Consider the following 25,636-nt stretch of genomic DNA (forward strand, 5'->3'; position numbering starts at 1 on the left):
CCCGGGTCGACCTCACTCTGAAACCTCGCCCCGAAGCGTCGGACGTCTGCGGTGGAACGACGTCCTCGTCTGGTAGGCTCCGCCGGCCCGGCACAGTAAAGCCTCGGCGAAGGGGCGACCGACGAACTGGAAGCCGACGGGAATTCCCTTGGTGCTCTCACCGCAAGGCATGGTGATCGTCGGGTAACCGCAGACGTCGAAAGGCGCCGTGAACGGCCCGATGGCAAGGATCGCGGCGGGGTCTTCGCCGAGCGATGACATGAACTCCAAAGAGGGGCCGGCAACCGGCAATCCGGGCACCATGAGCAGGTCGATATCGGCGAACATGCGCGCGATCCGGCCGTTGAATTCGCGGCGATCCTCCAGCGCTACCGCCATATCGCGCGCCGTGTAGGCACGGCCGCGCTCCAAAAGAGCGGACAGTCGCTTGCCATACTCCGCCTTGCGCGCCGGATAGGTCGCTTCATGCGCCATCGCGCATTCGACCGCGCACTGCACGGACCAGCCGCGCAGCACCAGATCGGGATCGGGAAAGCTGACATCCACGAAACGGGCGCCAAGCCCGCGCATCACCTCGACCGCCGCCTCGATCGACGCCACCACCTCGTCCGTCGCGCGTGACGCAATGAAGGCCCGATCGATGCCGATCGTCAGGCCGTTGACATCAGCGGACAGAGCAGCGGCGAGATAGTCATCGACGGGAACCTGCGCGGCGGTCGGATCCGCCGCGTCCGGCCCGGCGATGGCGCCGAGAAGAGCCGACGCATCGGCCACGCTGCGGGCCATCGGCCCGACGTGATCGAGAGAGTTCGCAAGGGGAAAGACGCCGTGGCGGCTCACGCGCCCCCATGTCGGCTTGATGCCAACGACACCGCAGCAGGACGACGGTAGGCGAATGGAGCCGCCCGTGTCGGTGCCGAGTGTGCCATAGGCAAGGCCCGACGTGACCGCCACGCCCGAACCCGATGACGACGTTCCGGTCCAGTGCGCGGCGCCAAAAGGATTGATAGGTGGTGTGATCGACGGATGGTGATCGGCATAGACGCCTTCAGTCAAAGTCAGCTTGCCAAGCATCACGGCACCCGCTGCCCGCAGACGCGCCGTCGCAGTCGAGTCCTCGCCTATCTCCTGACCGGCGAAGACAGGACTACCAAAACCCGTCGGAATGTCGGCGGTGGCGAAGGCATCCTTAACGGCTAGCGGAATTCCATGCAGTGGTCCGCGCCAGTTCCCAGCCTTAATCTCGGCATCCGCGTTGCGCGCTGCGGCGAGAGCCACGTCCCGCGCAACGGCGGCATAGGAGTGTAGTGCCCCGTCATGCGTAGAGATCCGCTCGAGCATGAGTTCTGTCAACGCAACCGAGGAAACCGCCCCCCTGCGCATGACCTCTCCAAGCTGGGTAAATTCGGCAGACCACAGGGGCTCGTTACTCATCAGTCATCCTTTTTTGCATGTTCGATACGGCATAGGCGCACTCAATTCAGCCTAAAAAAATCACACTTGTCAAAATTGAATACATATTAGGCAAATATTGCATTTTATAATCAGCGAGGACTGGATTATGCACGGCCCATCCGCATGAACAGTCCGTTTTCAGGCAAAAATGCCGAGTCTTGAATTGGCATGTATATTGCAATCATCTTTCTGCATACACAAAATGGGGAACTACATCATGAAGCGCAATTTCAAGCATAGTGTTTTCTCACTTGCATTTCTTGCCGCCGCAATCGGTGGCTCGGTCTCGCCCCATGCCGCGGAGGCCATTTCCATTCGGCTGAAATGGGTCGCCCAGGCGCAGTTCGCCGGCGTCTACGTCGCTAAGGCCAAGGGCTTCTACAAAGACGCCGGTCTCGACGCGACGATCAGCCCCGGCGGCCCGAACATTAACGTCGAAACACTGGTTGCCTCAGGCGCGGACACATTCGGTATCGCCAGTGGCACTGAAGGCGTTCTCTATGCACGCGAAAAGGGCCTGCCGCTGATCTGCATCGGCATGTCGCAGCAGATGACACCATTCGCCTATGTTACCTACGACAGTTCGGGCATCAACTCGGTCAAGGATTTCAAGGGCAAGTCGGTCGCAACCTGGATGACCGGGCCGCAGTTCACGCTCTACTCCGTGCTCGCGCATGAAGGTTTGTCGCAGAGCGACGTCAATGTCGTCTCACAGCCCTTCTCTATGCAGCCCTTCATCGACAAGCAGTACGAGGTCGCGACCGTGACGCTCTACAACGAGCTGAATACGCTGAAGGAACAAGGCATCAACAACATTAAAACCTTCCTACCCGACGATTCCGGCGTGACGACGCAGCAGGATTCGATCGTCACTTCGGAAAAGATGATCAAGGAGAAGCCAGAAGTCGTTCAGGCCTTTCTCGACGCGACGCTCAAGGGATGGAAGTACGCCTTCGAAAACAAGGCCGAAGCCACGGATATCATAATGGCGGCAGGTTCCGGTCTCGAGCGCAAGCACCAGGAGCTGATGCTCGATGAAATCGAAAAGCTGATGCGCGCCAAGCTCGGCGGCAGCCAGGGCCTGGGCGCCATCGACATGACATCGATCAAAGCCGTTCACGACAGTCTGATCGAATACAAGGCACTGAAGAAGCCGGTCGATCTGGAAGCCGCCTTCGATCAGACCTTCTGGGGCAAGACGCCAGCATCCGCGAAATCGATGTAATCGAACCAATCGGAAGCGGATCCTATTTGGGTCCGCTCCCGTCTCGAACGTCAAATACGCGTGGTGTGGAGAACCGCTCGCTCACGCTGCCGCGCGGCTTGGGGCGGTTTGGCCTATATCTCAGGAGTTTTCATGAGGCGACGTCTTTTCCTTGAGCACCCAGCGGCCGGCATCGTGCTTGCGGTTTTCGCTTGGCTGGTGCTCGTGCCGTTTTTTGACRTGCCACCGCGCTATCTTCCGGCGCTCGGGCGCGTGATCGCTGACGCCGCATCCGTCAGCTCCGAACTTTGGAACAGTTTCCTGCACACACTGGTCGAGACCGTGCTCGGCTTCGTCGCCGGCGTGGCGATGGGGGCCGGTTTCGGCGTCCTTTTCTCCAGTAGCCGGTTCCTCGAGCGCTCGGTATTGCCACTCTTTGTTGCGCTGCAAAGCGTTCCCGTGATCGCTTTCGGCGCCATTGTCGTCATCTGGTTCGGCAATGGCATTCTCGCCAAAGTCGCTATAGCACTTTACCTCACCTTCTTTCCTGTTTCGGTTGCCACTCTGCGCGGCTTGCAGATGGTCGACGAAAAGCGCGTCGCGCTGTTTTTGAGTTTCGGCGCATCGAGGGCCCAGATCTTCTGGCGCCTCGCCTTGCCTACTGCGATGCCCTCGGTCGTCACCGGTCTGAAGCTCGGCGTGTCGCTCAGCCTGATCGGAGCCATCGTGGGCGAGTGGTTCGGCGATAATGTTGGACTTGGCGTGATGTTGTTGCAGGCACTCTATTTTGAACAGGTAGAGCGGGTCTGGGCCTTGATCGTCATCTGCGGTCTGCTTGGGGCGCTGCTTTATGGTCTTCTAGCTCTCCTTGAAAGGAAGTACGTCTGGTGGCGAATCGTCTGAAAACCGTGGCCACCGAGGCTGTTCCTGTCCTTTTCGCCATCGCAATGCTTCTCATCGTCTGGGAGGTTGCTGCGTCCTTCGGCAACATACCGCAATATGTCTTGCCCGCACCAAGCGCCATAGCGTCAGCCACCATGACGTCGCTACCACACATTGCCGACGGCCTTTGGTTGACCACGCTCGAGGCCATTTCCGGCTTCATACTTGGGTCGGCGCTCGGTTTGCTGTTTGCCTGTTTGTTTCTTCTCATGCCGACGCTGCGCATCCTGCTACTTCCTCTGATTATCGCCTTGAACACGGTTCCGTCGATCGCCTTCGTGCCACTCGCGCTGTTGTGGTTCGGCATGGGTGCCGCCTCGAAGGTCGCAATTGCAGCTCTCGCCGTTAGTTTCGCGGTGTTGTTGTCGGCACTGGAAGGCTTCTCGCGCACTGAAAACGGACATCTTAATCTTCTGCGCAGCTTTGGCGCTGGTCCGTTTGCGCTTCTGTGGCGCCTGCAGCTTCCGGCTGCCATGCCGTCCATCGCAACTGGCTTGCGCATTGGTCTTGCACGCAGCACTATCGCGGTAATCGTCGCCGAGATGCTCGGCGCTTACAAGGGTATAGGTCAGATCGTCTATCGCGCCACCGCAGAGATGGACTCGCAGACGGTCTGGTCGGCCATTCTTGTATCGTCCTTGACGAGCCTTTCGCTCTACGGCCTTTTGGTCGCAGCGGACAGGCGCCTGGTCTGGTGGCGGTGAGATGACCCAATCGTCATATGCGAGGAGACGTCTTCTGCTTGGCGGTTTGTAGAGCCGCAAGAACTGATCTCTCCGAGCGCGCAAGATACGCGTCCAATTTATCCGATGCCGCCTCGATGTCCCCGGCCTCTAGCAATACAAGAAGCTCGCAATTCAGGGCGATGTAGGGATCGTGAAGATGGGCGGTATCCTCGAACTGAGCGAACACCAAGCGGAGCTCCGCCAGAACAAGTTCAAAGGATGCGCTTAGCCGCGGACTATCGCATAGCTCGACCATCGAACGATGAAACTCCATATTGATCGTGCCGACGCTTCTCCAGTCGCCAGCCTCACGCGACGCCTCGGTGCGCGTCAGGAGTTCCCTCATGCGCGCCAATGCCGGGTGTGTGCGCACAGCGGCGCGAACGGCGCCTTTCTGGATGACATGCCTCACCCTGTAGATGTCCACGACGGAAGCCTCGCCCGGAGTGGCAACGAAGACCCCGCGGTTGGGTATGTGAACCAACAGGTTCTGGCTGGTCAGCAGCCGGAATATTTCGCGCAGTGTGTTGCGCGAGATCCCGAACTGGCCGGCGATCTGCTGTTCGGAAAGCTTGGCGCCCGGCGCCAGTTCGCCTGAGATAAGCATCTCGCGGATCTTTCCCGCAATCTGCGCCGTGAGCGGTGCGTCGTCCATTTCAGCAATCGCCGCAGACATTCTCAATGCCCTTTCCCTGCAAATCCGAGACACCATATCGACCTGAGCGCATGCGAGCCGGGCCTACCACCCACTCCGCAGCACGCTTCAAAAACACGCACCGCACATATTGTTCAACAATCGATATTGCTTTATTGAACAATAATCTGTGACGTCGGTATTTTCAATGGAGATGGAACATGGCGGCAATCGATCTGAACAGCGATCTCGGCGAGAGCTTCGGTCCGTGGCCGATGGGCGACGACGCCGCCATGCTGGCGACGGTGACTAGCGCCAACATCGCCTGCGGCTTTCATGCCGGCGATCCCGCGGGAATCCTGACGGTTCTCAAGGAAGCCGCGCTTCGTGGCGTGGCCGTCGGGGCCCATATCGGTTACCGCGATCTCGTCGGCTTCGGCCGGCGCAACATGGATCCGTCGAGCGCCGAACTCGTCGGCGACACGGTCTACCAGATCGGCGCACTGCAAGGCCTGGCGAAAGCGGCGGGAACGAAAGTGCGCTACGTGAAGCCGCACGGCGCGCTCTACAACACTATTGCCCATGACGCCCGCCAGGCAGCCGACGTCATCGAAGGCATCAAGGCCGTCGACCCCGACCTCGTGCTGATGGCACTGGCCGGCGCGCCCATCGTGGAACAAGCGCGTGAGGCTGGGCTCACCGTCGTTTGCGAAGCCTTCGCCGACCGCGCCTATAACATTGACGGCAGCCTCGTCAGCCGCCGGCTGGACGGCTCGGTGATCCACGACCCGCAAGCCGTCGCCGAGCGCATGCTGCGCATGGTCAACGAAAGCCGCGTTGTTGCAATCGACGGAACCGTGATCGCGCTCGAAGCGCAGTCGATCTGCATTCACGGCGATACGCCGGCTGCCGTCTCGATCGCCCGCACGCTCCGGCAGACGCTGGAAGCGCGCGGCGTCGAGCTGAAGTCCTTTGTCGATATGTCGTCATGAGCGAGCGCCTGCGTTTCCTGCCTTCAGGCAGCGACAGTTTCCTCGTCGAACTCGACCACCTCGCCGCGACCCTGACCCTGCTCGACGCCATACTGGCGGCGGGGATCGAAGGCGTGCGTGAAGTCATCCCGGGTGCGCGCACCGTCATGGTGCGCTTCGATCCGTGGCTGACAAACGTCGCAGGGCTTTGCGAAAAGATCACCGCCCTGGACCTTTCCACGCGCTCGTCACGTGGCGGCGAACTATTCGAAATCCCGGTCACCTATGATGGCGAAGACCTTGGGGATGTGGCCGAGATGCTCGGCTGCACGATCGAAGAGGTCATCCAGCGCCACACCGAGGCGACGTACACAGTCGCCTTCACCGGCTTTGCCCCTGGCTTCGCCTATATGACCTCAGACGATCCACGCTTCGATGTCCCCCGACGGAAGAGCCCTCGCGTAAAAATCCCGGCCGGCTCGGTTGCCATCGCCGGCAAGTTCGGCGGCATCTATCCGTCCGACAGCCCTGGCGGCTGGCAGCTGCTCGGCAAGACCCCGCTCGCGATGTGGGACACGACACGGGAGCGCGCCGCACTGCTGGCGCCCGGCGACCGCGTTCGCTTTCGTGACATCGCCAAAGGCGCTGTCATCCCTGTCTCTTTGTGCAAGCCGTCGGTCGACAAGGTCCTAGTGCAGAAAGCCGGATTGCGGGTCACCCGCGCGGATCGTCCGGCGCTGTTCCAGGATCTCGGCCGACCGGGCCTGGCCAGCCAGGGCGTCTCGGAATCCGGCGCGCTCGATCGCACCTCGATGATCGAGGCCAATCGCCGCCTCGGAAACCCGCGCGATGCCGCCGTAATCGAAGTGCTTTTCGGTGGCTTCGCCATCAAAGCCGATCGGCCGGTGACCGTTGCGGCAACCGGCGCGCCCTGCCCTTTGACGATCCGTAGCGCGGCTGGTGGCGAGAGCAGCGCCAATTTCGCAAGTCCGATCGCCCTTGATGCCGGCGACGAACTCGTGCTGGGCATTCCACCCGAGGGCATGATGAGCTATCTCGCCCTGCGCGGTGGATTTGATGTCCAGCCGGTTCTCGGATCGGCGGCCACCGACACGCTCGCCAAGGTCGGCCCGGCGCCGATCGGGTCCGGCGACATTCTGGTTGCGGCCGAGCGTCGATCACTTGCTGTTTTGCAGACCCACGCCGCGCAGCGGCGCCTGCCGCGCGCCGGCGAAGTCGTGACGCTCGACATCGTGCTCGGCCCGCGCACTGACTGGTTCACCGAGCAGGGCGTCGCGACGCTGACATCGCAGGAATGGGACGTGACGCCTCAATCCAGCCGCGTCGGCATGCGCCTTGACGGCACGGTGGCGATCGAGCGTTCCGACAATGCGGAACTGCCTTCCGAAGGCACGGCACTCGGCGCGATCCAGGTGCCGCATAGCGGCCAGCCCGTGCTCTTCCTTGCCGATCATCCCCTGACAGGCGGCTATCCCGTCATAGGCGTCGTCGCCAGCCACCATCTCGACCTCGCCGGCCAGATCCCGATCGGGGCCCGCATTCGTTTCAATCCGATCTCCGCCTTTGAGCCGCGAGAGGTCATCGCCGGCACCGTGCCGAACAGGACACTGATTTCATGAAAAAGCTGCTCATTGCCAATCGCGGCGAAATCGCCATCCGCATCATCCGCGCCGCCCGCGACTACGGCGTCGCCTCGGTTGCGATTTATTCGGACGCCGACGCAAGCTCGCTTCATGCCGAACTTGCCGACGAAGCCTACGGTCTTGGCGCTGGACGACCTGTCGACACCTATCTTAATATTGAGAGGATCCTCGAAATCGCCAAACGGGCTGGCGCCGATGCCGTGCATCCGGGCTATGGTTTTCTTTCGGAACGCGCGGAGTTCGCGCAGGCCGTCATCGACGCCGGGCTGATCTGGGTTGGGCCCGCGCCTGATGTCATCAGGGCCCTTGGCGACAAGGTCGAGGCACGGCGGATTGCCGAAAGCGTGGGCGCACCGCTCGTAAAGGGCTCCGCCGGCCCGCTGGCCTCTGCCGCCGAGGCCGTCGCGTTTGCCCGCCAGGCCGGATTGCCGCTGGCGATCAAGGCCGCATTCGGCGGCGGCGGGCGCGGTATGAAGGTGGCGCACCATATTGACGAAGTCGGCGAGCTCTTCGATTCCGCCGTTCGCGAGGCCGTCGAAGCCTTCGGCCGCGGCGAATGCTACGCCGAACAGTTCCTGGAAAAGCCGCGCCACATCGAAGCGCAGGTGATTGCCGATAGCCACGGCAATACAGTCGTCCTCGGCACCCGCGACTGCTCGCTCCAGCGCCGCAACCAGAAACTCGTCGAAGAGGCACCGGCGCCCTTCATCACCGAAGAGCAGCGCCAGCGCATCCATGATGCCGCCCGCGCGATCTGCGCCAAAGCCGGCTATACCGGTGCCGGTACGGTTGAGTTCCTGCTCTCACAGAACGGCACGATTTCCTTTCTCGAGGTCAATACGCGCCTGCAGGTCGAGCATCCGGTGACCGAGGAAACCACCGGCATCGATATCGTCATCGAACAGCTGCGAATTGCCGATGGCGAACAGCTCTCGGTGACAGAGACGCCTGCACCGCGTGGCCACGCCTTCGAGTTCCGTATCAACGCCGAAGATCCGGGCCGCGGCTTCATGCCGACGCCCGGCCTCATCACGCGCTTCCGCGCACCGTCCGGTCCAGGCATACGCCTCGACACCGGCGTGGAGAGTGGTTCGGAAATCCCCGGCCTCTACGATTCCATGATGGCCAAGCTGATCGTGACAGGTGCAACTCGCGAGGAAGCGCTGGTCCGTGCCCGCCGCGCGCTCGCTGAATTCCGGATCGAAGGCGTGGCATCCGTGCTGCCTTTCCACCGTGCCGTGCTCGAGGAGAAGGCCTTTACCGGCGAGGACGGCTTCAAGGTCTTTACCAACTGGATCGAGACCGAATTCCGCGGCGTTACCTCCTCGCCGAGAATAGAGCCCACCGATGGCAGTCTCATCCGCAGCTTCATCGAGATCGACGGCAAGCGCCACGAGATCGGCTTGCCGGCGGCGCTGTTTTCCGGCCTCGCCGTTACCCCTCAAACAGCTGCGCCCCAGGCATCCCATGAGCGCGAGGGCGCCGTGACCGCTCCCATCCCAGGTACGTTCCGGCAGTGGCTGGTCGACGACAATGCGACGGTTGCCGAAGGCGAGATCGTTGCGGTCATCGAAGCCATGAAGATGGAGACGCGCGTTGCGGCGCCCAGGGCCGGCACGATCAAGCTCAGCGCCAAGGTCGGAGATAGCGTCGGCCTCGGCGCGGAACTGGGTATTATCGTGTAAGGACAACGATAGCTCAAAATAAAGACGCCGGCGGGTCTTGCGATCCGCCGGCGTCTTTTGTTCAGATGATAAAAGAGCGATCAGCTCTGCCGCATGAACTGCTGGATGCGGCTGTCGGCCGGAGAGCTTTCCAGCTCCTGCGCCGTCATGTTCACGACGACATGACCGTTTTCCATCATCACGACGCGATCGCTGACGCGGCTGACGAAACGCATTTCGTGCGTAACGATGATCATCGTCATTCCCTCTCTGGCAAGACCCTCGATGACCTGCAGCACCTCTCCGACCAATTCAGGATCGAGCGCAGAGGTCGGCTCGTCGAACAGCATGATCTCAGGGTCCATGGCGAGCGCGCGGGCAATGGCGACACGCTGCTTCTGGCCACCCGAGAGCTGGTGCGGATACTTGTTGGCATGCGCTGCCAGACCGACGCGGGCCAGATGGTTCATCGCCGCCGCGCGCACAGCCTGCTTGTCGCGATTGCCGTGATAGCGCGGGCCGAAGGTCACGTTCTCAAGCGCCGTCATATGCGGGAAGAGGTTGAACGACTGGAAAACCATGCCGAGACAGGTCACGCGGTGATGGAAACCGGTCACCATGCGGTAACCCTTGGCATCTGCCGTGATCCACTCGTTTCCATCGAGCGTGATGCAGCCGTCGTCGATGTCCTGCAGGGCGTTGATCGTACGAATGAGAGTAGTCTTGCCCGAGCCCGAGGGGCCGATGATGCTGAGCACCTCGCCCTTGCGCACATCGAGCGATACATCGGCCAAAGCCCGCTTGTCGCCGAAGCTCTTGGCTATACGGTCGATGCCGACCACGACCTCTTCACCGACGCGGCGTTCATCGCCCGCAGCGCCTGCGTGGGCCACAGCTGCCGGCACCGCGATCTCGGCGCCGGTCATCCTGGAAATATCGAGACGACCCTCGAGGCGGGCCAGGAAGAAGCTGAAGATCGAGACGACGAAAACATAATAGAACGACACCGCGACCAGCGTTTCGATGACCATGAAGTTGCGGGTGTAGAGCCGCTGGCCGACGAGCAGTATTTCCGCGAGCGAGATGACCGAGACAAGCGAAGTCAGCTTCACGATGGTGATGAACTCGTTGCCAAGCGAAGGGAGCGCCACGCGAATTGCCTGCGGCAGTATGATATGCCGGTATTTGCCGACGGGGCGTACGCCGAGCGCGTGCGCTGCCTCATGCTGCCCCGGATCGACGGCGATGAGGCCGGCACGGTGGATTTCCGCGAGATAGGCGGTTTCGGAGATGACCAGCGCGATCAACCCGGCCCAAAAGGGGACCGACAGCACCGGCCCGAGTGCCGGCATGAACTGGGGGAGATTGTAGACGAAGATTAGCAGCACCAGCAGCGGAAGGCTGCGAAACAGCCAGATATAGGTCTTCGCAGACCAGCGCACCGCGCGCAGGCTCGATTGCCGCGCGAGCGCGAGCAGGAAGCCGAGCACGGTACCGATGACCCAGGCCAAAACGCCGAGCCAAGCCACGAGCGCCGTCGCGCGCCAGAAGTCGGGATAAAGAAAGAGGCTAAAGAGGTAGTTCCAGTCGAAATTCATGGGCGGGTATCCCCAAAAGAGCAGCGGCGCCGAAGCGCCGCGCATTCCTGTGTTGATCGGTCAGGCGAGCGCCCCACCGGCGCGCGCCCGCAACGCTTACTGCCCGACGGCCGCCTTGAATTCGCCCTCGGTCGACTTGGCCACGCCGTACTTGGCAAAAAGCGCCTCGTAGTCGGCATCGCCGTCGAGCTTTGCCAACGTATCGCGCAGGAACGATGCGACCTCAGTGTTGCCCTTCTTCACGCCGAAGCCGACAATGACCGGGTAGAGCTGCTCGGTGGAGGTGACCTTCAGGCGGCCGTTCAGCTTCTTGGCGGCATCGGCAAGCACCGCCGAGTTTTCCAGCTGAGCATCGACGCCACCGGACATCACGGCCTGGGTTGCCTCGGGCGAGGTTGGGAATTCGCGGGAATCGATCGGGTTGGCCGAGCATACCGATGCGTTCAGCTTCTCGAGTTCCGGGATCCAGGCCGCACCCTTGATGGAGCCGACGCGCTTGCCGCAAAGCTCTTCGGGCTTGACAAAGCTCTGGCCGCCGGCGGCCGAAACCGCGATCGAGACACCCGTCTTCATGTAGGGGATATAGTCGATCTGCCTGGCGCGCGCCGCCGTCACGTAAAGCGTGGACGCGATGACGTTGAACTGATCACTTGAAACGCCGAGGATCAGGTTTTCGAAACGTGTGTCATGAAAGGAAACGTCGCTGCCGGTCTTCTTGCCAATCAGCTTCATCAGCTGGACGTCGAAGCCGGCCGGCCGGTTGGCGTCGTCGAAGTAATTGTAGGGCGGATAGGTGAGATCGACACCGATCTTCAGCGTTTCCGCATGCGCCGCGGTCAGGGGCGCCGCCAACATGATGATACCAGCAAGGAGTTTTTTCATGGACTGTTCCTCTCGATTGATAGCTCATTTTTGTTGAACAATTTTGAGATTGCAATCCCCTGCTATGCATAAAGTTTCATCAAGGGGCGGATTTCGAGCAGATCGATAGCCCGCGTCTCGGCAAAGGCGCTTGACGTGCACCGGGCAAGCAACTGAAATGTCGAAATAAAACGAGATTCTTCGGCGACAGCATGTCAATAGACCAAAAAACACGCCGCAACGACACATCCAGTTCACAAGCAGCATGCGCTGGATCCGGCGTTCACCGAAAGAAAGACCCCATGACCTTGGGGTCTGTAAAAATCTCCTGCGCCACGGTCGACATCCTGATATGGGCGCAGCGCCTCTCTTGACATGCGTAAGTTGTTCAACAAAAATCATGGACCAAGGAGACCGCATTGAGCAACCAGAATCCCGCCGACCGACCGCTTGTCCTAACGCAGACCGCCGCTGGCCTGCTGCGCGACAAGATTTTGCGTGGAGAGCTTGCGCCCGGCGCACCGCTGCGTGAGGTTGTGTGGGCGGAGGCGCTGAACGTTTCGCGCAATACGCTGCGCGAGGCGCTGCGCGATCTGGTTGCAGAGGGGTTGATCGAACATCGCGCCCATTACGGCGCGACCGTGCGGGCGCTGAATTCAACCGAGATCAGCGAGATCTATGCGATCCGCATGACCCTCGAACTGCGCGGTGTTACATGCAGCGCCTATGCCTCGCAGGAAGCGATGTCGGAACTCGTTGCCCGCGTCGAGGCGGTTCAGCGCGCTGCGCTTGCCAAGGACTGGCAGCAGTGCGGCACCGCTTCGCTAGAATTTCACCAGCAGATCGTCCATTTCATCGGCAGCCCGCGATTGAACGACGTGTTTGCGACTGTCGCAGCCCAGGCCCGCCTCGCCTTCTCGCTGGCGCCAGATGCCCGCCGGTTCCAGGAGCCGTGGGTGGCACGCGATGTAGAGATTTGCGGTCTGCTCTGCGATGGCGACCGCACGGCAGCCACCCGAGCACTTGAACTCTATTTGCAGGAATCCGAACGTGTGGTGCTGGAAGCTGCCCGCGCGCAAAGCCTGCCCCGCCCCACCAAAACATTGGCGGCGCCCGCCGATTGACGGCAGCCCGCCCGGCATATCAGGAGAAAATGACGGATGAAGCCCCAGCCGATTACCAGCACACCGCAAGACGCAGCAAGCCGCAAGGCGATCAAGCCGGTTATCTGTTATCCCGTCGAGACACTGCCCCGCCCGGACCTTGCGGCGTACCGCGCGTTGCGCGACGATTTGGAGTTCGTCGAGCGCGTGGTCGTGCCGCCGCGTGATGCGGCCTGCTGGACCGTGCCTGCCGGCCATTTCTGCCGCATCCTTTCAAGTGAAGGCTCGCAGGTGGGCGATCTGAATCTTTTTAACGCCAACAACCTCGAAGAACGCCTCTTCACCGGCAAGACCCGGGCGCTGAACGGCACACATGTCGGCCTAGGCGACCAGCTCTTCTCCAATATGCCCTATCTGCGCCCGATCGCGACGATCACCCACGACACGCTCGACTGGTATGGCTTCGACGAATTTGGTGGCTCGGTTCACGACGTCATCGGAACGCGCTGCGACCCCTATACGCACAATCTGCTCAGCAATGGCGGCCAGTATCATCACTGCTGCCATTCCAACCTGACGCGCGCTTTTGCCGCGAAGACTGGCAAATCTCTGCAGGAGGCTGGCACCTACATTCACGACGTGCTCAATGTCTTCATGTGCACAGGCTTCACGCGTGATACCGGTCAGTATTTCATGAAGGCCAGCCCTGTTCGTCCCGGCGATTATCTCGAGTTCTTCGCCGAGATCGATCTTCTCGGCTGCATGTCGGCTTGCCCCGGCGGCGATTGCTCGTCCGAGCATTCCTCAGACGCCGTCGCCTGCTACCCGCTGGTGGTCGAGATCTACAAGCCGGCCCGCCTCCCACAAGACTGGAGCGCGCCTAAGGTCAACGGCTATGACGGCACGCACGGCCTTTGAGCCGCGCAAAAAGTATCAGACGACAGGCTCCCGTGACATGTTCGCGGGAGTTTTTGGCTGAGGCGCGCTTACGCATCCGACAGCCCGGCTCCTTTGAGAGATCGAACCAATCCGCGTTTGCGACGTTGAGTTATTATGGTTTTCAGAAAGGAGCAGTCCGATGAAAAGGACGTTAGCCGCAGTTTTTGCTGCAACAATCGTACTCGTCGGAGGTTTTAGCCCGGTGATGGCGCGCGACCACCATCATCATGACAACACAGGACGCGCTATCGCCGGCGGAGTTGCCGCAGGCGTCGTTGGCGGACTGATTGGTGGCGCCATCGCGAACTCCGGCCCCCGTTACGTCGATCCGCCACCGCCGCGTCCGCGTTGCTGGTATGAGGATCGCGAGGTCGAGAACGCCTATGATGGCGGATCTCATGTCGAGTCGGTACGCGTCTGTAACTAAGGCGCCTCAACACGAGGCGTGCATTGAGCCCTGCCATGCTGCGCGCATGGCAGGGCTCGTTGCCACGATTACAGACTTCACGATTTGATCTTGTGGCGATAAGCTCGCTTCCGGCAGGGAGGCCGCATGATCGACAAACTAGAATTCTTCATCGCGGTTGCCACCGAAAAGCATTTTGGCCGTGCTGCCCAGGAATGCGGCATATCCCAACCCTCCCTTTCCGCAGCCATTCGCCAGCTGGAGGATCAGCTGGGCGTCATTCTCGTGCAGCGCGGTTCGCGTTTTCAGGGCCTGACACCGGAAGGTCAGCGCGTGCTCGAATGGGCGCGTCGAATTGTTGGTGATGCTCGCACCCTGCGCGAGGAAATGCGCGCTGCGCGCGCTGGCCTTGCCGGTCATATAAGGATCGCCGCTATACCGACGGCGCTTTCCATGCTACCGCAGCTGACCGCGCCCTTTCAGGAGCGCCACCCAGACGTCACCTTCTCGATCGTCTCGCGCAATTCATTGCAGGTGCTCAGCATGCTTGAGAACCTGGAGATCGATGCCGGTATAACCTATCTCGAAAACGAGCCGCTCGGGCGCGTGACGAGCGTTCCGCTCTATGCCGAACAGTATAATCTCATCACCGCCGCAGGTAGCCCGTTGTCCGATCGCGAAAGAGTCACCTGGAAAGAGGTCGGCGACATCAGGCTCTGTCTATTGACAGCCGACATGCAAAATCGACGTATTATCAATCAGTTGCTGTCGCATGCGGGGGTAACGGCGCAGCCCACCCTCGAATCCAACTCGATGATCGTCCTGTTTTCGCACGTGCGTACCGGCCGATGGGCCAGCATCATGCCGCGCAATGTCGCGAAATCATTCGGCTTTCCCGCCGAAATCCGGATGATCCCGATTACCGAGCCGCAGGCGCATCATGTCGTCGGCCTGGTCGCAACGCACCGTGAGCCCTTCACGCCTCTGGTCTCCGCGCTGCTTCACGAGGCGCGCATACTCACCGACAAGCCGGACGTTCAATAGGAAAATCCTATCGGCCGACGGGACAGCTTTATTGATCGCTTCGTCCTTCCCTGAGAAAGTTCTATAGTGATTTGACGGTTCCACATCGTCGGCCAACGGTTTCTGGAGGAGGCTTGCCGAACGTCTGTGAGCGTCGCTGTTGGTCTGGGAGGGCCGCTGATGAATATTCGTGTCGCCAACGGCGATGTTCCCGACCGGGTGCGTGATATCGTCGAGCGTCTCAAGACGCTCGAGGGGCCGATGCTGCCGATCCTCCACGAGATCCAGGACGTGTTTGGCTACGTGCCATCTGAGGCGCTTCCCGTTATCGCGCAGGGGCTCAATCTGTCGCGGGCCGAAGTCCACGGTGTCGTTACCTTCTATCATGACTATCGCAACCACCCGGCCGGCCGACATGTGCTAAAAATCTGTCGCGCCGAATCCTGTCAGTCGATGGGCGCGGACCGTCTGGCCGATCGGGTGAAGGCGGTGCTCGGCATCGATTGGCATGGCACGACGCCGGATGGGGCGATCACGCTGGAGCCGGTCTTCTGTCTCGGGCTCTGTTCGTGCTCGCCGTCCGCGATGTTGGACGGCGAGGTGCATGGCCGGGTCGATCTCGCCGATATCGAAGAGATGATCGCGGAGGCACGCCGATGAGCGTTCGGATTTATATTCCGCGCGATGCGGCAGCGCTGGCGCTGGGTGCCGACAAGGTCGCAGATGCGGTTGCCAGGCAGATCGCCGATCGCAGGATCGATGCCGTCATCGTGCGCAACGGTTCGCGCGGCATGCACTGGCTCGAGCCGCTGGTCGAAGTCGAGGTGGCCGGCGAGCGGATCGGCTACGGCCCTGTGAAGACGAGCGATGTGGCGTCCTTGTTCGACGCGGGGATGATATCTGGCGGCGATCACCGGCTCTGTCTTGGCGCGGTCGAGAAGATCGCGTTTCTCAAGCAACAGACACGACTGACATTTTCCCGTTGCGGCGTGATCGACCCGCTGTCGCTTGCCGATTATGAGGCGCATGGCGGGCTTTGCGGCCTGCGTCTTGCCGTCACGATGCAGCCGGCCGATATCGTCAGTGACGTCACCCAATCCGGTCTGCGAGGCCGCGGCGGCGCGGGTTTTCCGACGGGCATAAAGTGGAACACCGTTCTCGATGCACCGGGAGCGCGAAAATATATCGTCTGCAATGCCGACGAAGGCGACAGCGGTACGTTCGCCGACCGAATGATCATGGAGGGCGACCCCTTCGTGCTCGTCGAGGGTATGGTGATCGCGGGGCTCGCGACCGGCGCCACCAAAGGCTTCGTCTATATCCGCTCCGAATATCCGCATGCGATTGCCGCCATGACGGAGGCGGTGGAGATCGCGGCGCGCGCTGGCGTGCTCGGCCCTTCGGTTCTCGGTTCCGGCAAGGCGTTCGACATCGAGATCCGTGCTGGCGCCGGCGCCTATGTCTGCGGCGAGGAAACGGCGCTCCTAAACAGCCTGGAGGGAAAGCGCGGCGTCGTGCGCGCCAAGCCGCCACTGCCGGCGCATAAGGGGCTGTTCGACTGTCCCACCGTCATCAACAATGTGATCTCACTCGCTTCCGTGCCCGTGATCATGGAAAAGGGAGCTGCCCATTATCGCGACTTCGGCATGGGCCGTTCTCGCGGCACGATCCCGCTGCAGATCGCCGGCAATGTGAAGCACCCCGGACTTTATGAGGCGGCCTTTGGGCTGACCTTGGGAGAAATCGTCGACGACATCGCCGGCGGCACCGCATCGGGACTGCCGGTCAAGGCGGTGCAGGTGGGCGGGCCGCTGGGCGCTTACTTCCCACGCGCGCTGTTCGACACGCCGTTCGACTACGAAGCCTTCGCTGCCAAGGACGGGCTGATCGGGCATGCAGGGATCGTTGTCTTTGACGATAGCGCCGACATGCTGAAGCAGGCGCGGTTTGCGATGGAGTTCTGCGCCGTGGAGAGCTGTGGCAAGTGTACGCCCTGCCGCATCGGCTCGACACGCGGGGTGGAGACGGCCGACAAGATCGCCAAAGGTATCGAGCCGGATAAGAATCGGGCGCTGCTGGCCGATCTGTGCAACACAATGAAGTTTGGTTCGCTTTGTGCGCTCGGTGGATTCACGCCCTATCCCGTCTTGAGCGCCATGGCGCATTTTCCTGACGATTTTGCGCCTGGGTCGATAGTGGAGGCTGCGGAATGATGCGCGCTGACGCTACCCAAACCCCGCTTGACCCTGCCGACGCTCAACCGAACATGCAGGTAGATCATAAAGTGGCCGGCGCAGCGCTAGCCTGCCCCAGCGGATTGGACGGATGCGCAGAGCCAATCTCACGGCTTGCGCGAGAGACTTCGCGCTGGGCGAACAGCGCTCGGCGCAGAGGCCTCGATCCCATCGCATCAAACCGTTCATACAGGTCCAGACAGGAGGCACACCATGTCCTTCGTTCATGAAATCGACTACGGCACGCCGGCCTCCGCCTCCGAAACCATGGTGACGCTCACCATCGACGGCAACCAGATCACTGTGCCCGAGGGTACCTCGATCATGCGTGCCTCGATGGATGCAGGCATCGAGATCCCGAAGCTCTGCGCCACCGACATGATCGACGCCTTCGGCTCCTGCCGGCTCTGTCTTGTCGAGATCCAGGGACGCAACGGCCTGCCCGCGTCCTGCACCACGCCGGTTGCGGCTGGCATGGTGGTTTCGACGCAGACGAACCGGCTCAAGGACGTCCGCCGCGGCGTGATGGAACTCTATATCTCCGACCACCCGCTTGACTGTCTTACCTGTGCTGCGAATGGCGATTGCGAGCTGCAGGACATGGCCGGCGCCGTCGGTCTGCGCGATGTGCGCTACGGCTACGATGGCGAAAACCACGTCAAGGCGCGCGATAATGGCGGGCTCAATGCCAAGTGGGCGCCGAAGGACGAAAGCAATCCCTATTTTACCTTCGATCCGGCCAAATGCATCGTCTGTTCGCGCTGCGTGCGCGCCTGCGAGGAGGTGCAAGGCACCTTCGCGCTAACCATCGAGGGCCGGGGCTTCGGCTCGCGGGTTTCGGCCGGGATGCATGAGGATTTCGTCTCTTCGGAATGCGTCTCGTGCGGCGCCTGCGTGCAGGCCTGCCCAACCGCGACGCTGACCGAGAAGTCGGTGATCGAGATCGGCCAGCCCGAGCATTCGGTCGTTACCACCTGCGCCTATTGCGGCGTCGGCTGTTCATTCAAGGCGGAAATGCGCGGCGAAGAACTGGTGCGCATGGTGCCGTGGAAGGATGGGCAGGCGAACCGCGGACATTCCTGCGTAAAGGGCCGCTTCGCCTACGGCTATTCCAGCCACAAGGACCGCATCTTGAACCCGATGGTGCGCGAGAAAATCACCGATCCGTGGCGCGAAGTGACCTGGGAGGAGGCCTTCGCACATGTGGCCTCCGAGTTCCGTCGTATCCAGTACCAGTACGGCCGCGATTCGATCGGCGGCATCACCTCCTCTCGCTGCACCAATGAAGAGACCTACCTCGTGCAGAAGCTGGTGCGCGCTGGCTTCCGCAACAACAATGTCGACACCTGCGCCCGCGTCTGTCATTCACCGACGGGGTACGGTCTCGGCCAGGCCTTCGGCACCTCGGCCGGCACACAGAATTTCGACAGCGTCGAAAAGAGCGATGTGATCGTCATCATCGGCGCCAACCCAACGGATGGACACCCGGTTTTCGGGTCTCGCCTGAAAAAGCGGCTGCGGCAGGGCGCCAAGCTGATCGTCATCGATCCGCGCCGCACCGATATCGTTCGCTCGCCGCATGTCGAGGCAGCCTATCATTTGCCGCTGAAGCCGGGCACCAACGTCGCGGTCATGACCTCGCTGGCGCATGTGATCGTCACCGAAGGGCTGTTCGACGAGCGCTTCATCCGCGAGCGCTGCGACTGGTCGGAGTTCGAAGACTGGGCGGCGTTCGTGGCCGAGCCAAACCATAGCCCCGAGGCGACTGAGGCGCTGACCGGCGTGCCTGCAGATATGCTTCGCGGAGCTGCCCGCCTCTATGCCACAGGCGGCAATGGCGCGATTTATTACGGGCTTGGCGTAACCGAGCACAGCCAGGGCTCGACAACGGTCATGGCAATCGCCAACCTTGCAATGGTAACCGGCAATATCGGCCGTCCCGGCGTCGGCGTGAACCCCTTGCGCGGCCAGAACAACGTGCAGGGTTCCTGCGACATGGGCTCCTTCCCGCACGAATTGCCGGGCTATCGCCATGTCTCCGACGATGCGACACGCGACATCTTCGAGAAGCTCTGGGGCGTCAAAATCAGCGACGAGCCTGGCCTGCGCATTCCCAACATGCTTGATGCCGCCGTCGATGGGTCTTTCAAAGGGCTCTATGTTCAGGGCGAGGACATCCTCCAGTCCGACCCTGACACCAAGCATGTGGCGGCGGGGCTGGCGGCCATGGAATGCGTCGTAGTCCACGATCTCTTCCTGAACGAGACGGCAAACTATGCGCACGTCTTCCTGCCGGGCTCGAGTTTCCTCGAGAAGGACGGCACATTCACCAATGCCGAGCGACGCATCAACCGCGTGCGCAAGGTCATGAGCCCGAAGAACGGCTATGCTGACTGGGAAGTGACGCAAAAGCTGGCGCAGGCGATCGGCCTTGCCTGGCACTACGAGCATCCGTCCGAAATCATGGATGAGATCGCGCTAACAACGCCGAGCTTCGCAATGGTCTCCTACGACTATCTGGAAAAGATGGGGTCTGTGCAGTGGCCGTGCAATGAAGCGCACCCCGAGGGATCGCCGATCATGCATGTCGATGGTTTTGTGCGTGGGAAAGGCAAGTTCATCCGCACCGAATACATCGCCACCGATGAACGCACCGGCCCGCGCTTCCCGCTGCTTTTGACGACAGGGCGAATTCTCAGCCAATATAATGTCGGAGCCCAGACGCGCCGCACCGAGAATGTCGTATGGCACTCCGAGGACCGGCTGGAGGTCCATCCGCATGATGCCGAACAGCGCGGCATCCGCGATGGCGACTGGGTGAAGCTGATGAGCCGCTCGGGCGACACGACACTGCGCGCGCTGATCACCGATCGCGTCTCGCCCGGCGTGGTCTATACAACTTTCCACCATCCGGACACGCAGGCTAACGTGATCACCACCGACTTCTCCGACTGGGCAACCAACTGTCCCGAGTACAAGGTGACCGCGGTCCAGGTCTCACCTTCCAACGGCCCGACAGACTGGCAGGTCGAGTATGATGAGCAGGCGCGGCAGAGCCGACGGATATCGGGCAAGCTCGAAGCGGCGGAGTAAACCATGTCACACAGCACCAACGACAAGCTCGTCTATATGGCCAACCAAATCGCGGGCTTCTTCGCGACCCAGCCCGAAGGCGAGGCCGCACAGGGTGTGGCCTCGCATATCAACAAGTTCTGGGAGCCGCGCATGCGCCGGCAACTGTTCGAGATACTGGAGCAGGATGAAAACGGGCTGAGCCCCCTGGTGTTGCGGGCCGTGTCGCTGATCAAACGGCCGTTGTCGGAAACACCCAGTACGGAAACGACCGTCTGACAAACACCATGCCGCCGATGCAGATATCATCGAAGATAACGGCGCCATTGCGCCGACAGCGGTCATGCGCTTCGGCTATCACCTCCCAACCATCCCGCATCCTCCAGCGCACTGGAAGGTGACACCCGATAACCAATCGAGCTCGGTTCGTTAGAACTGAAGCGGTCTGATAATTGCAGCTAGCGCAATTAAATCGAAATCATTCGTGCAATTGTTTGCGCGAGCTCTTCCCTTCAATATCTCCTCATCAGACGAACGCGAGGTTCGCCAGGGCGGCTTCAAGCCGCCGTTCAGCTCGTCGCCACTTGAGAATTGAGATTGAGATCATGAAGTTGCCCTCCCTACCCCAACTCCTGAGCTTCAACGCAGGCTATGTGGACACGCTCGGTTTTCTAGCGCTATCGGGTCTCTTCACCGCCCACGTCACCGGGAACTTCGTCACGCTCGGCGCAACGGCGGCACTCGGTCTGGGCGGAGCGTTGTCGAAGCTATTGGCACTTCCCGTGTTCTGCTTCGTCGTCTTCGCATCGCGCCTGACGTGTTTGAAATTGCAGGCTGTGGATCGTTCCCCGATCCGCCCGATGCTGATCGTGAAGCTGGCTTTCCTCGCCGGTGTCGCGATTTTCGCGCTCTATCATGGACCATTTCACGCGGACGAAAACATCGTGACGCTTGTCGTCGGACTTGCTCTCGTTTGCGCGATGGCCATCCAAAACGGGCTGCACAGAGCCCATCTGTCGAAGGCGCCTCCCTCCACCTTGATGACCGGAACGACAACGCAGATCATGCTCGATCTAGCAGATCTCCTGGTCAGCGCGAAACCGGAAGAGACGGCAGCACTGAGGGCACGGATCTTGAAAATGGGCATGGCCGTTGTCACGTTCGCACTCGGCTGTGGCCTCGGTGCCGCCGGTTACATGTTTGCTCCCGCCGCAGCCTTCACCCTGCCAGCCATTCTGGCCACAATCGCACTCTTCGCCAGCACTGCAGGTGCCGACGCATAATTCTCACTCTCACGACTATTGGACCAAAGAAGAAGGAAGACCGCAATGGACACAATTGGCGAAGTCGGCGGGTTGGCAAGTCTGATCGCACCGATCCTCAAGCCGATGGCATCGGGCCTCGAATTCTTCGGTGTCGGCGTCATTCTGGTCGGCGTGGTTGTCGCGACGGTGAGTTACGCGCGAGATCTGATGTCACCTGCCAAGCATGACGCCTACGACAGATATCGCGCGAACCTTGGACGCGGCATCTTGCTCGGGCTCGAAATCCTGATCGGCGCCGACATTATCGCGACGATCATATCGCCCTTGACCTGGGAAAGCGTCGGCCTGCTCGGGCTGATCGTCCTGATCAGGACCTTCCTCAGCTTCTCTCTGGAAGCCGAGATCGACGGTCAGTGGCCATGGTCCAGGGCGTCGAAAGGCGGCACGGAACCCCGTTGACCACAAGGGCAATAGTGCGTCCACTCCTAATCATTCACAAAACCAGCAGGAAAACCATGACTTCAACCCTCGAATTTGGCCTCGACACATTTGGAGACGTCACCACGGCGGCAGACGGTCAGCTTCTTGCGCAACCTCAAGTCATCCGCAACGTGATCGAAGAGGCCGTTCTAGCAGACCGGCATGGCATCGATTTTTTCGGCATCGGCGAACACCACCGAAAAGATTTTGCCGTGTCCGCTCCCGAGGTTGTTCTCTCGGCGATTGCGGCGCGCACAGAACGCATACGATTGGGATCAGCAGTCACCGTGTTGAGCTCAGACGACCCCATACGCGTCTTCCAGCGGTTCTCCACGCTCGACGCAATCTCCAACGGACGCGCCGAGGTTATTCTGGGCCGTGGCTCCTTCATCGAATCCTTCCCGCTTTTCGGCTACGATCTGTCGAAATACGAAGAACTGTTCGAACACAAGCTCGACCTCTTCTCTGAACTCGTCACCAAGGATGTCATCGATTACGAGGGAGACTGGCGACCGCCCTTGAAGGACCAGCGCATCTACCCTCCGATCGGCGACGGCCAGCTGAAGACGTGGATCGGCGTAGGCGGCAGTCCAGAATCGGTGATCCGCGCAGTAAGGCACGACATGCGGCTGATGCTGGCGATCATCGGCGGCAACCCGCAACGCTTTGTGCCCTATGTGGATCTCTACAAGAAAGCGTCCGAGCAGGCGGGCCGGCCCGCGCGTGAAGTTGGCGTCCACTCGCCTGGCTATATCGCCGAAAACGATGAAGAGGCTCGCCGCGATCTGTTTCCACATTTCAAGAAGATCCGTGATCGCCTCGGCAGGGAGCGCGGCTGGCCGCCGGTAACAGAGCGTGATTTCGACAACGAGATCGAACACGGATCGCTTTACGCGGGATCGCCGGAAACGGTCGCGAAGAAGATCGTCAACCTCGTCAGAACACTTGGTATTTCGCGCTTCCAGATGAAGTATTCGGCTGGTCCGATGGAGCACGAAAAGCTCATGAACAGCATCGCCCTCTACGGCACCAAGGTTATCCCGCTGGTCCGCTCAATGCTGGCGCAGCCCTGAGCCTGACCCGATGCGGAGAACGATATCGCCCTGCGCCGCACCGGGAGGATCGAATAGTCTTCGGCCCGCCCGGTGCTTCGGTGTAATCCTTTCATTTAGGATCTTCATCCGACAGTGTCGGCACGACAGATCCTGGTTCGTCCTTGAAGGGTAAAAGCATCGGAGGAGATCCCCATGAAGCTCTATTTCAGCAGAAATCCAAATCCACGTCTGGCCGTTGCCGTTGCCAGGCACCTGGACGCAAACATCGAATTTGAATTCGCGTCTCCTCTGGAGCCTGGGCAATCGGAACGCTACCTGCCACTTAACCCCAATCTCCTGCTTCCAATCCTCGAGCGTCCGGGACGATCGCTATGGGAAACCGACGCGATTGCCTGTTACCTTTCCCGACATACCGGTTCGAATTTCTGGCGTACCGATGATGATGAACCGGAGATGATCCGCTGGATCAGTTGGGCGAAGGACAATTTTGTGAAGGCATGTGACGCGGTCCATTGGGAGCGCGGGACAAAACCGCGTTATGGCATTGGTAGCTGTGATGAAGCGCAGGTCGAAAGCGGACTGAAGCAGTTCCACAGGGCCGCAGCCCTGCTTGAGGCCGAACTTGCCGATCGCATGTGGCTCGTTGGCGACACGATCTCCTTCGCGGATTTTCGCATGGCAACCTTCCTGCCGTTCAATGATGCCGCAAAATTGCCGGTGTCGGACTATCCCTCCATTCAGCGCTGGTCGAACCGACTGACTGAGATTGACGCCTGGCGCGACCCTTTCCATGGGCTCGAAGCACCGCCGATGCCCCCACTGCCAGTTTGAAATCGGCGAAATGCGGAGGGCATTTCGCGAAGTTTGAGTTGACGTTTTCAACGGCGACGCCACACTTGTGAACTACAGCAATGTGGGAGGACGTTGATGGAAGACCCAAACCAGTGGCGCCACATGGCAAGCGCCCCGAAGGACGGCAGCCGGATTCTCGTGACGATCCATCCATCCGAACAGGGACCGGCGCAGGTCGATCTTGCCTACTGGTCTAACGGCGATCGGTTTGGTTCGGAAGGCTGGCGCTCATCCGATTCTGTCCCCGGCCGTATCATCGAATATCCCGATCCGGAGCTGAAATGTTGGATGCCGATGCCTTTGGCCAATGTCGGCCAGAGCTCGCTGCCCTCCCCATGGGAGGGCGACGATATTCTCCAGCTCGATGGATCCGGGATCTAGCGCGATTGCCGCGCATCCCGAAACCATAACACATGGATTGGCACAGCCACGGCCATGTCTTATCCGTGGCTCGCGTCGTTGGGCACCAGCGGCTCCACATCCTTGACCTTGGCGCGGTGGAAAATGAACAGCCCTGCCAGTACGATCACGGCAGCGCCAATCAACGTCTGTCGATCGGGAAACTCGCCGAAAAACATCCAGCCGAAGATGATCGCCCACAGCAGCAACGTGTACTGAAGCGGTGCCAGCAGCGAGGCAGGTGCAAGCTTCAGCGAGCGGGTAATCATCAGATGCGCGGAGCACGACACCACTCCGAGCAGTAGTAGCGCCAGCAACTGGCTTGTGCTGAAAGCGCTCCAGCTCCCGACGCTAAGCACCGCCCCGACAGCGAGACATCCAAGCGTCTGCAACGTAACCAGCGTGGCGTCAGGCGTGGATCGTAGGACACGACCAAGCACCAGTGTCAACGAGAAGGAAATGCTGCCGACGAGACCGAACATCGAGGGCCAGGATAACATCGCAGAAGATGGACGCAGCGCGATGACGACGCCGATGAAGCCGATCAGCACGGCCAGCCAGCGCCGCCAGCCGATCCGTTCGCCGAGCAGGAAATGCGATAGAGCAGCGACGTAGATCGGACCGGCCATGTAGAAGGTCGTGACGTCGGCCAGCGGAAGATAGGCGACGGCGGCATAAAATAGCCCGGTGTCAGCGGTAGCGAGGATGACGCGCGCTAGCTGCCATTGCGGCTTCTCCACCCTATAGAGTGCCGCGACCGGTTGGCGCGACAACATCGGCCCGAGCACGAAAAACGCGCCGAGCGAGCGAACCAGCAGAACCTGACCGACCGAAAAGCTGGCCACGAGCCATTTGCCCATAGCGTCGTTAAGGGCGAACATGAAGTCGCCGACGAGCATCAATGCGATACCGACCAACACGGCGTTTCCGCCCGCGACAAGAGCCGCCTGCTTGTTCATGATTTTCAAGGCGCTCCGTGACGCCATTTTGTGACGCGGTTCTAGCGGCAACGCCGGTACACGGTTCGCCGCACCACGCCGATGCCCAATTGTTCGGCAGATGCATAGCCCGGTGGCAAACCCTGTTGCAA

Annotated in this window: 24 protein-coding genes; 19 read left to right on the plus strand and 5 right to left on the minus strand. The window is 60.8% G+C overall.

Annotated features, from left to right (window positions below):
• Window positions 1–12: 12 nt before the first annotated feature.
• On the minus strand, window positions 13–1,434 hold the full coding sequence (locus AC1DOG_RS19735) for an amidase (protein ID WP_477930440.1): 1,422 nt from the start codon (window positions 1,432–1,434) through the stop codon (window positions 13–15).
• Between the two features lie 238 nt (window positions 1,435–1,672).
• Between AC1DOG_RS19735 and AC1DOG_RS19740 the strand changes: the two genes are divergently transcribed.
• From AC1DOG_RS19740 to AC1DOG_RS19750, 3 genes are all read left to right on the plus strand, one after another.
• Window positions 1,673–2,680 (plus strand): ABC transporter substrate-binding protein, encoded by a 1,008-nt coding sequence (locus tag AC1DOG_RS19740; protein ID WP_477930442.1) that lies wholly within the window; start codon window positions 1,673–1,675, stop codon window positions 2,678–2,680.
• A 108-nt stretch (window positions 2,681–2,788) separates the two neighbouring features.
• Window positions 2,789–3,562, plus strand: a complete 774-nt coding sequence (locus AC1DOG_RS19745; protein WP_477930444.1) for an ABC transporter permease — start codon at window positions 2,789–2,791, stop codon at window positions 3,560–3,562.
• Window positions 3,547–4,305 (plus strand): ABC transporter permease, encoded by a 759-nt coding sequence (locus tag AC1DOG_RS19750; protein ID WP_210297259.1) that lies wholly within the window; start codon window positions 3,547–3,549, stop codon window positions 4,303–4,305. Before AC1DOG_RS19745 ends, AC1DOG_RS19750 begins: the two co-directional genes overlap by 16 nt.
• 13 nt (window positions 4,306–4,318) lie before the next feature.
• Here the strand turns inward: AC1DOG_RS19750 and AC1DOG_RS19755 are convergent, their stop codons facing one another.
• Window positions 4,319–5,002 carry a GntR family transcriptional regulator gene (locus tag AC1DOG_RS19755; RefSeq protein ID WP_477930447.1) on the minus strand — a complete coding sequence of 228 codons (684 nt, stop codon included), beginning with the start codon at window positions 5,000–5,002 and terminating at the stop codon, window positions 4,319–4,321.
• A 179-nt stretch (window positions 5,003–5,181) separates the two neighbouring features.
• Here AC1DOG_RS19755 and AC1DOG_RS19760 point away from each other — a divergent pair, with 179 nt between their 5' ends.
• The 3 genes from AC1DOG_RS19760 to AC1DOG_RS19770 are packed head-to-tail and all read left to right on the plus strand — an operon-like array spanning window position 5,182 to window position 9,280.
• Entirely contained in the window at window positions 5,182–5,952 is a 771-nt protein-coding gene (locus AC1DOG_RS19760; protein ID WP_477930449.1) for a LamB/YcsF family protein, read from the plus strand.
• A complete protein-coding gene (locus AC1DOG_RS19765; RefSeq protein ID WP_477930451.1) occupies window positions 5,949–7,571 on the plus strand; it encodes a 5-oxoprolinase subunit B/C family protein in 1,623 nt (540 codons plus the stop codon). The genes AC1DOG_RS19760 and AC1DOG_RS19765 overlap by 4 nt, the downstream gene beginning before the upstream one ends.
• Window positions 7,568–9,280 carry an acetyl/propionyl/methylcrotonyl-CoA carboxylase subunit alpha gene (locus AC1DOG_RS19770; protein WP_477930453.1) on the plus strand — a complete coding sequence of 571 codons (1,713 nt, stop codon included), beginning with the start codon at window positions 7,568–7,570 and terminating at the stop codon, window positions 9,278–9,280. Before AC1DOG_RS19765 ends, AC1DOG_RS19770 begins: the two co-directional genes overlap by 4 nt.
• Before the next feature lie 80 nt (window positions 9,281–9,360).
• On the opposite strand, the gene AC1DOG_RS19775 is transcribed toward AC1DOG_RS19770, so the two are convergent.
• On the minus strand, window positions 9,361–10,857 hold the full coding sequence (locus tag AC1DOG_RS19775) for an amino acid ABC transporter permease/ATP-binding protein (RefSeq protein WP_477930455.1): 1,497 nt from the start codon (window positions 10,855–10,857) through the stop codon (window positions 9,361–9,363).
• 96 nt (window positions 10,858–10,953) lie between these two features.
• Window positions 10,954–11,739, minus strand: coding sequence for a transporter substrate-binding domain-containing protein (locus AC1DOG_RS19780; protein ID WP_477930457.1), 786 nt, complete (start codon window positions 11,737–11,739; stop codon window positions 10,954–10,956).
• Window positions 11,740–12,137: 398 nt separating this feature from the next.
• Here AC1DOG_RS19780 and AC1DOG_RS19785 point away from each other — a divergent pair, with 398 nt between their 5' ends.
• The 13 genes from AC1DOG_RS19785 (at window position 12,138) to AC1DOG_RS19845 (ending at window position 24,528) form a co-directional block, all read left to right on the plus strand.
• Window positions 12,138–12,842, plus strand: a complete 705-nt coding sequence (locus AC1DOG_RS19785) for a GntR family transcriptional regulator (RefSeq protein ID WP_210297260.1) — start codon at window positions 12,138–12,140, stop codon at window positions 12,840–12,842.
• Between the two features lie 36 nt (window positions 12,843–12,878).
• Window positions 12,879–13,739, plus strand: a complete 861-nt coding sequence (locus AC1DOG_RS19790; RefSeq protein WP_477930460.1) for an urea carboxylase-associated family protein — start codon at window positions 12,879–12,881, stop codon at window positions 13,737–13,739.
• A gap of 160 nt (window positions 13,740–13,899) precedes the next feature.
• Window positions 13,900–14,187 (plus strand): hypothetical protein, encoded by a 288-nt coding sequence (locus tag AC1DOG_RS19795; protein WP_112819879.1) that lies wholly within the window; start codon window positions 13,900–13,902, stop codon window positions 14,185–14,187.
• Between the two features lie 126 nt (window positions 14,188–14,313).
• Window positions 14,314–15,210, plus strand: a complete 897-nt coding sequence (locus AC1DOG_RS19800) for a LysR family transcriptional regulator (RefSeq protein ID WP_113010559.1) — start codon at window positions 14,314–14,316, stop codon at window positions 15,208–15,210.
• 159 nt (window positions 15,211–15,369) lie between these two features.
• Window positions 15,370–15,849 (plus strand): formate dehydrogenase subunit gamma, encoded by a 480-nt coding sequence (locus AC1DOG_RS19805; RefSeq protein ID WP_112941194.1) that lies wholly within the window; start codon window positions 15,370–15,372, stop codon window positions 15,847–15,849.
• Window positions 15,846–17,402 carry a formate dehydrogenase beta subunit gene (locus AC1DOG_RS19810; protein ID WP_477930463.1) on the plus strand — a complete coding sequence of 519 codons (1,557 nt, stop codon included), beginning with the start codon at window positions 15,846–15,848 and terminating at the stop codon, window positions 17,400–17,402. The genes AC1DOG_RS19805 and AC1DOG_RS19810 overlap by 4 nt, the downstream gene beginning before the upstream one ends.
• Window positions 17,403–17,636: 234 nt before the next feature.
• Window positions 17,637–20,516 carry a formate dehydrogenase subunit alpha gene (gene fdhF / locus AC1DOG_RS19815; protein WP_477930465.1) on the plus strand — a complete coding sequence of 960 codons (2,880 nt, stop codon included), beginning with the start codon at window positions 17,637–17,639 and terminating at the stop codon, window positions 20,514–20,516.
• Window positions 20,517–20,519: 3 nt separating this feature from the next.
• Entirely contained in the window at window positions 20,520–20,774 is a 255-nt protein-coding gene (locus AC1DOG_RS19820) for a formate dehydrogenase subunit delta (RefSeq protein WP_112819887.1), read from the plus strand.
• Between the two features lie 326 nt (window positions 20,775–21,100).
• Window positions 21,101–21,778 (plus strand): YoaK family protein, encoded by a 678-nt coding sequence (locus AC1DOG_RS19825; RefSeq protein WP_477930468.1) that lies wholly within the window; start codon window positions 21,101–21,103, stop codon window positions 21,776–21,778.
• A 45-nt stretch (window positions 21,779–21,823) separates the two neighbouring features.
• Window positions 21,824–22,219, plus strand: a complete 396-nt coding sequence (locus AC1DOG_RS19830) for a DUF1622 domain-containing protein (protein ID WP_113010563.1) — start codon at window positions 21,824–21,826, stop codon at window positions 22,217–22,219.
• A gap of 56 nt (window positions 22,220–22,275) precedes the next feature.
• On the plus strand, window positions 22,276–23,313 hold the full coding sequence (locus tag AC1DOG_RS19835; RefSeq protein ID WP_477930577.1) for an LLM class flavin-dependent oxidoreductase: 1,038 nt from the start codon (window positions 22,276–22,278) through the stop codon (window positions 23,311–23,313).
• 174 nt (window positions 23,314–23,487) lie between these two features.
• Window positions 23,488–24,126: a glutathione S-transferase family protein gene (locus AC1DOG_RS19840; protein ID WP_112819895.1), complete on the plus strand. Its 639-nt coding sequence runs from the start codon at window positions 23,488–23,490 to the stop codon at window positions 24,124–24,126.
• Window positions 24,127–24,222: 96 nt separating this feature from the next.
• Window positions 24,223–24,528, plus strand: coding sequence for a hypothetical protein (locus AC1DOG_RS19845; RefSeq protein ID WP_112819897.1), 306 nt, complete (start codon window positions 24,223–24,225; stop codon window positions 24,526–24,528).
• A 59-nt stretch (window positions 24,529–24,587) separates the two neighbouring features.
• On the opposite strand, the gene AC1DOG_RS19850 is transcribed toward AC1DOG_RS19845, so the two are convergent.
• On the minus strand, window positions 24,588–25,505 hold the full coding sequence (locus tag AC1DOG_RS19850) for a DMT family transporter (RefSeq protein ID WP_477930471.1): 918 nt from the start codon (window positions 25,503–25,505) through the stop codon (window positions 24,588–24,590).
• Between the last annotated feature and the right edge of the window lie 131 nt (window positions 25,506–25,636).

It is taken from the genome of Rhizobium sp. 01N48, from assembly GCF_056399145.1.

What these genes read in the sequence shown, in the direction of transcription:
- AC1DOG_RS19735 (WP_477930440.1), bottom strand. Translation starts at nt 1,434, where the DNA reads ATGAGTAACGAGCCCCTGTGGTCTGCCGAATTTACCCAGCTTGGAGAG.
- AC1DOG_RS19740 (WP_477930442.1), top strand. Translation starts at nt 1,673, where the DNA reads ATGAAGCGCAATTTCAAGCATAGTGTTTTCTCACTTGCATTTCTTGCC.
- AC1DOG_RS19755 (WP_477930447.1), bottom strand. Translation starts at nt 5,002, where the DNA reads ATGTCTGCGGCGATTGCTGAAATGGACGACGCACCGCTCACGGCGCAG.
- AC1DOG_RS19760 (WP_477930449.1), top strand. Translation starts at nt 5,182, where the DNA reads ATGGCGGCAATCGATCTGAACAGCGATCTCGGCGAGAGCTTCGGTCCG.
- AC1DOG_RS19765 (WP_477930451.1), top strand. Translation starts at nt 5,949, where the DNA reads ATGAGCGAGCGCCTGCGTTTCCTGCCTTCAGGCAGCGACAGTTTCCTC.
- AC1DOG_RS19770 (WP_477930453.1), top strand. Translation starts at nt 7,568, where the DNA reads ATGAAAAAGCTGCTCATTGCCAATCGCGGCGAAATCGCCATCCGCATC.
- AC1DOG_RS19775 (WP_477930455.1), bottom strand. Translation starts at nt 10,857, where the DNA reads ATGAATTTCGACTGGAACTACCTCTTTAGCCTCTTTCTTTATCCCGAC.
- AC1DOG_RS19780 (WP_477930457.1), bottom strand. Translation starts at nt 11,739, where the DNA reads ATGAAAAAACTCCTTGCTGGTATCATCATGTTGGCGGCGCCCCTGACC.
- AC1DOG_RS19790 (WP_477930460.1), top strand. Translation starts at nt 12,879, where the DNA reads ATGAAGCCCCAGCCGATTACCAGCACACCGCAAGACGCAGCAAGCCGC.
- AC1DOG_RS19795 (WP_112819879.1), top strand. Translation starts at nt 13,900, where the DNA reads ATGAAAAGGACGTTAGCCGCAGTTTTTGCTGCAACAATCGTACTCGTC.
- AC1DOG_RS19800 (WP_113010559.1), top strand. Translation starts at nt 14,314, where the DNA reads ATGATCGACAAACTAGAATTCTTCATCGCGGTTGCCACCGAAAAGCAT.
- AC1DOG_RS19805 (WP_112941194.1), top strand. Translation starts at nt 15,370, where the DNA reads ATGAATATTCGTGTCGCCAACGGCGATGTTCCCGACCGGGTGCGTGAT.
- AC1DOG_RS19810 (WP_477930463.1), top strand. Translation starts at nt 15,846, where the DNA reads ATGAGCGTTCGGATTTATATTCCGCGCGATGCGGCAGCGCTGGCGCTG.
- fdhF (WP_477930465.1), top strand. Translation starts at nt 17,637, where the DNA reads ATGTCCTTCGTTCATGAAATCGACTACGGCACGCCGGCCTCCGCCTCC.
- AC1DOG_RS19820 (WP_112819887.1), top strand. Translation starts at nt 20,520, where the DNA reads ATGTCACACAGCACCAACGACAAGCTCGTCTATATGGCCAACCAAATC.
- AC1DOG_RS19825 (WP_477930468.1), top strand. Translation starts at nt 21,101, where the DNA reads ATGAAGTTGCCCTCCCTACCCCAACTCCTGAGCTTCAACGCAGGCTAT.
- AC1DOG_RS19830 (WP_113010563.1), top strand. Translation starts at nt 21,824, where the DNA reads ATGGACACAATTGGCGAAGTCGGCGGGTTGGCAAGTCTGATCGCACCG.
- AC1DOG_RS19835 (WP_477930577.1), top strand. Translation starts at nt 22,276, where the DNA reads ATGACTTCAACCCTCGAATTTGGCCTCGACACATTTGGAGACGTCACC.
- AC1DOG_RS19840 (WP_112819895.1), top strand. Translation starts at nt 23,488, where the DNA reads ATGAAGCTCTATTTCAGCAGAAATCCAAATCCACGTCTGGCCGTTGCC.
- AC1DOG_RS19845 (WP_112819897.1), top strand. Translation starts at nt 24,223, where the DNA reads ATGGAAGACCCAAACCAGTGGCGCCACATGGCAAGCGCCCCGAAGGAC.
- AC1DOG_RS19850 (WP_477930471.1), bottom strand. Translation starts at nt 25,505, where the DNA reads ATGAACAAGCAGGCGGCTCTTGTCGCGGGCGGAAACGCCGTGTTGGTC.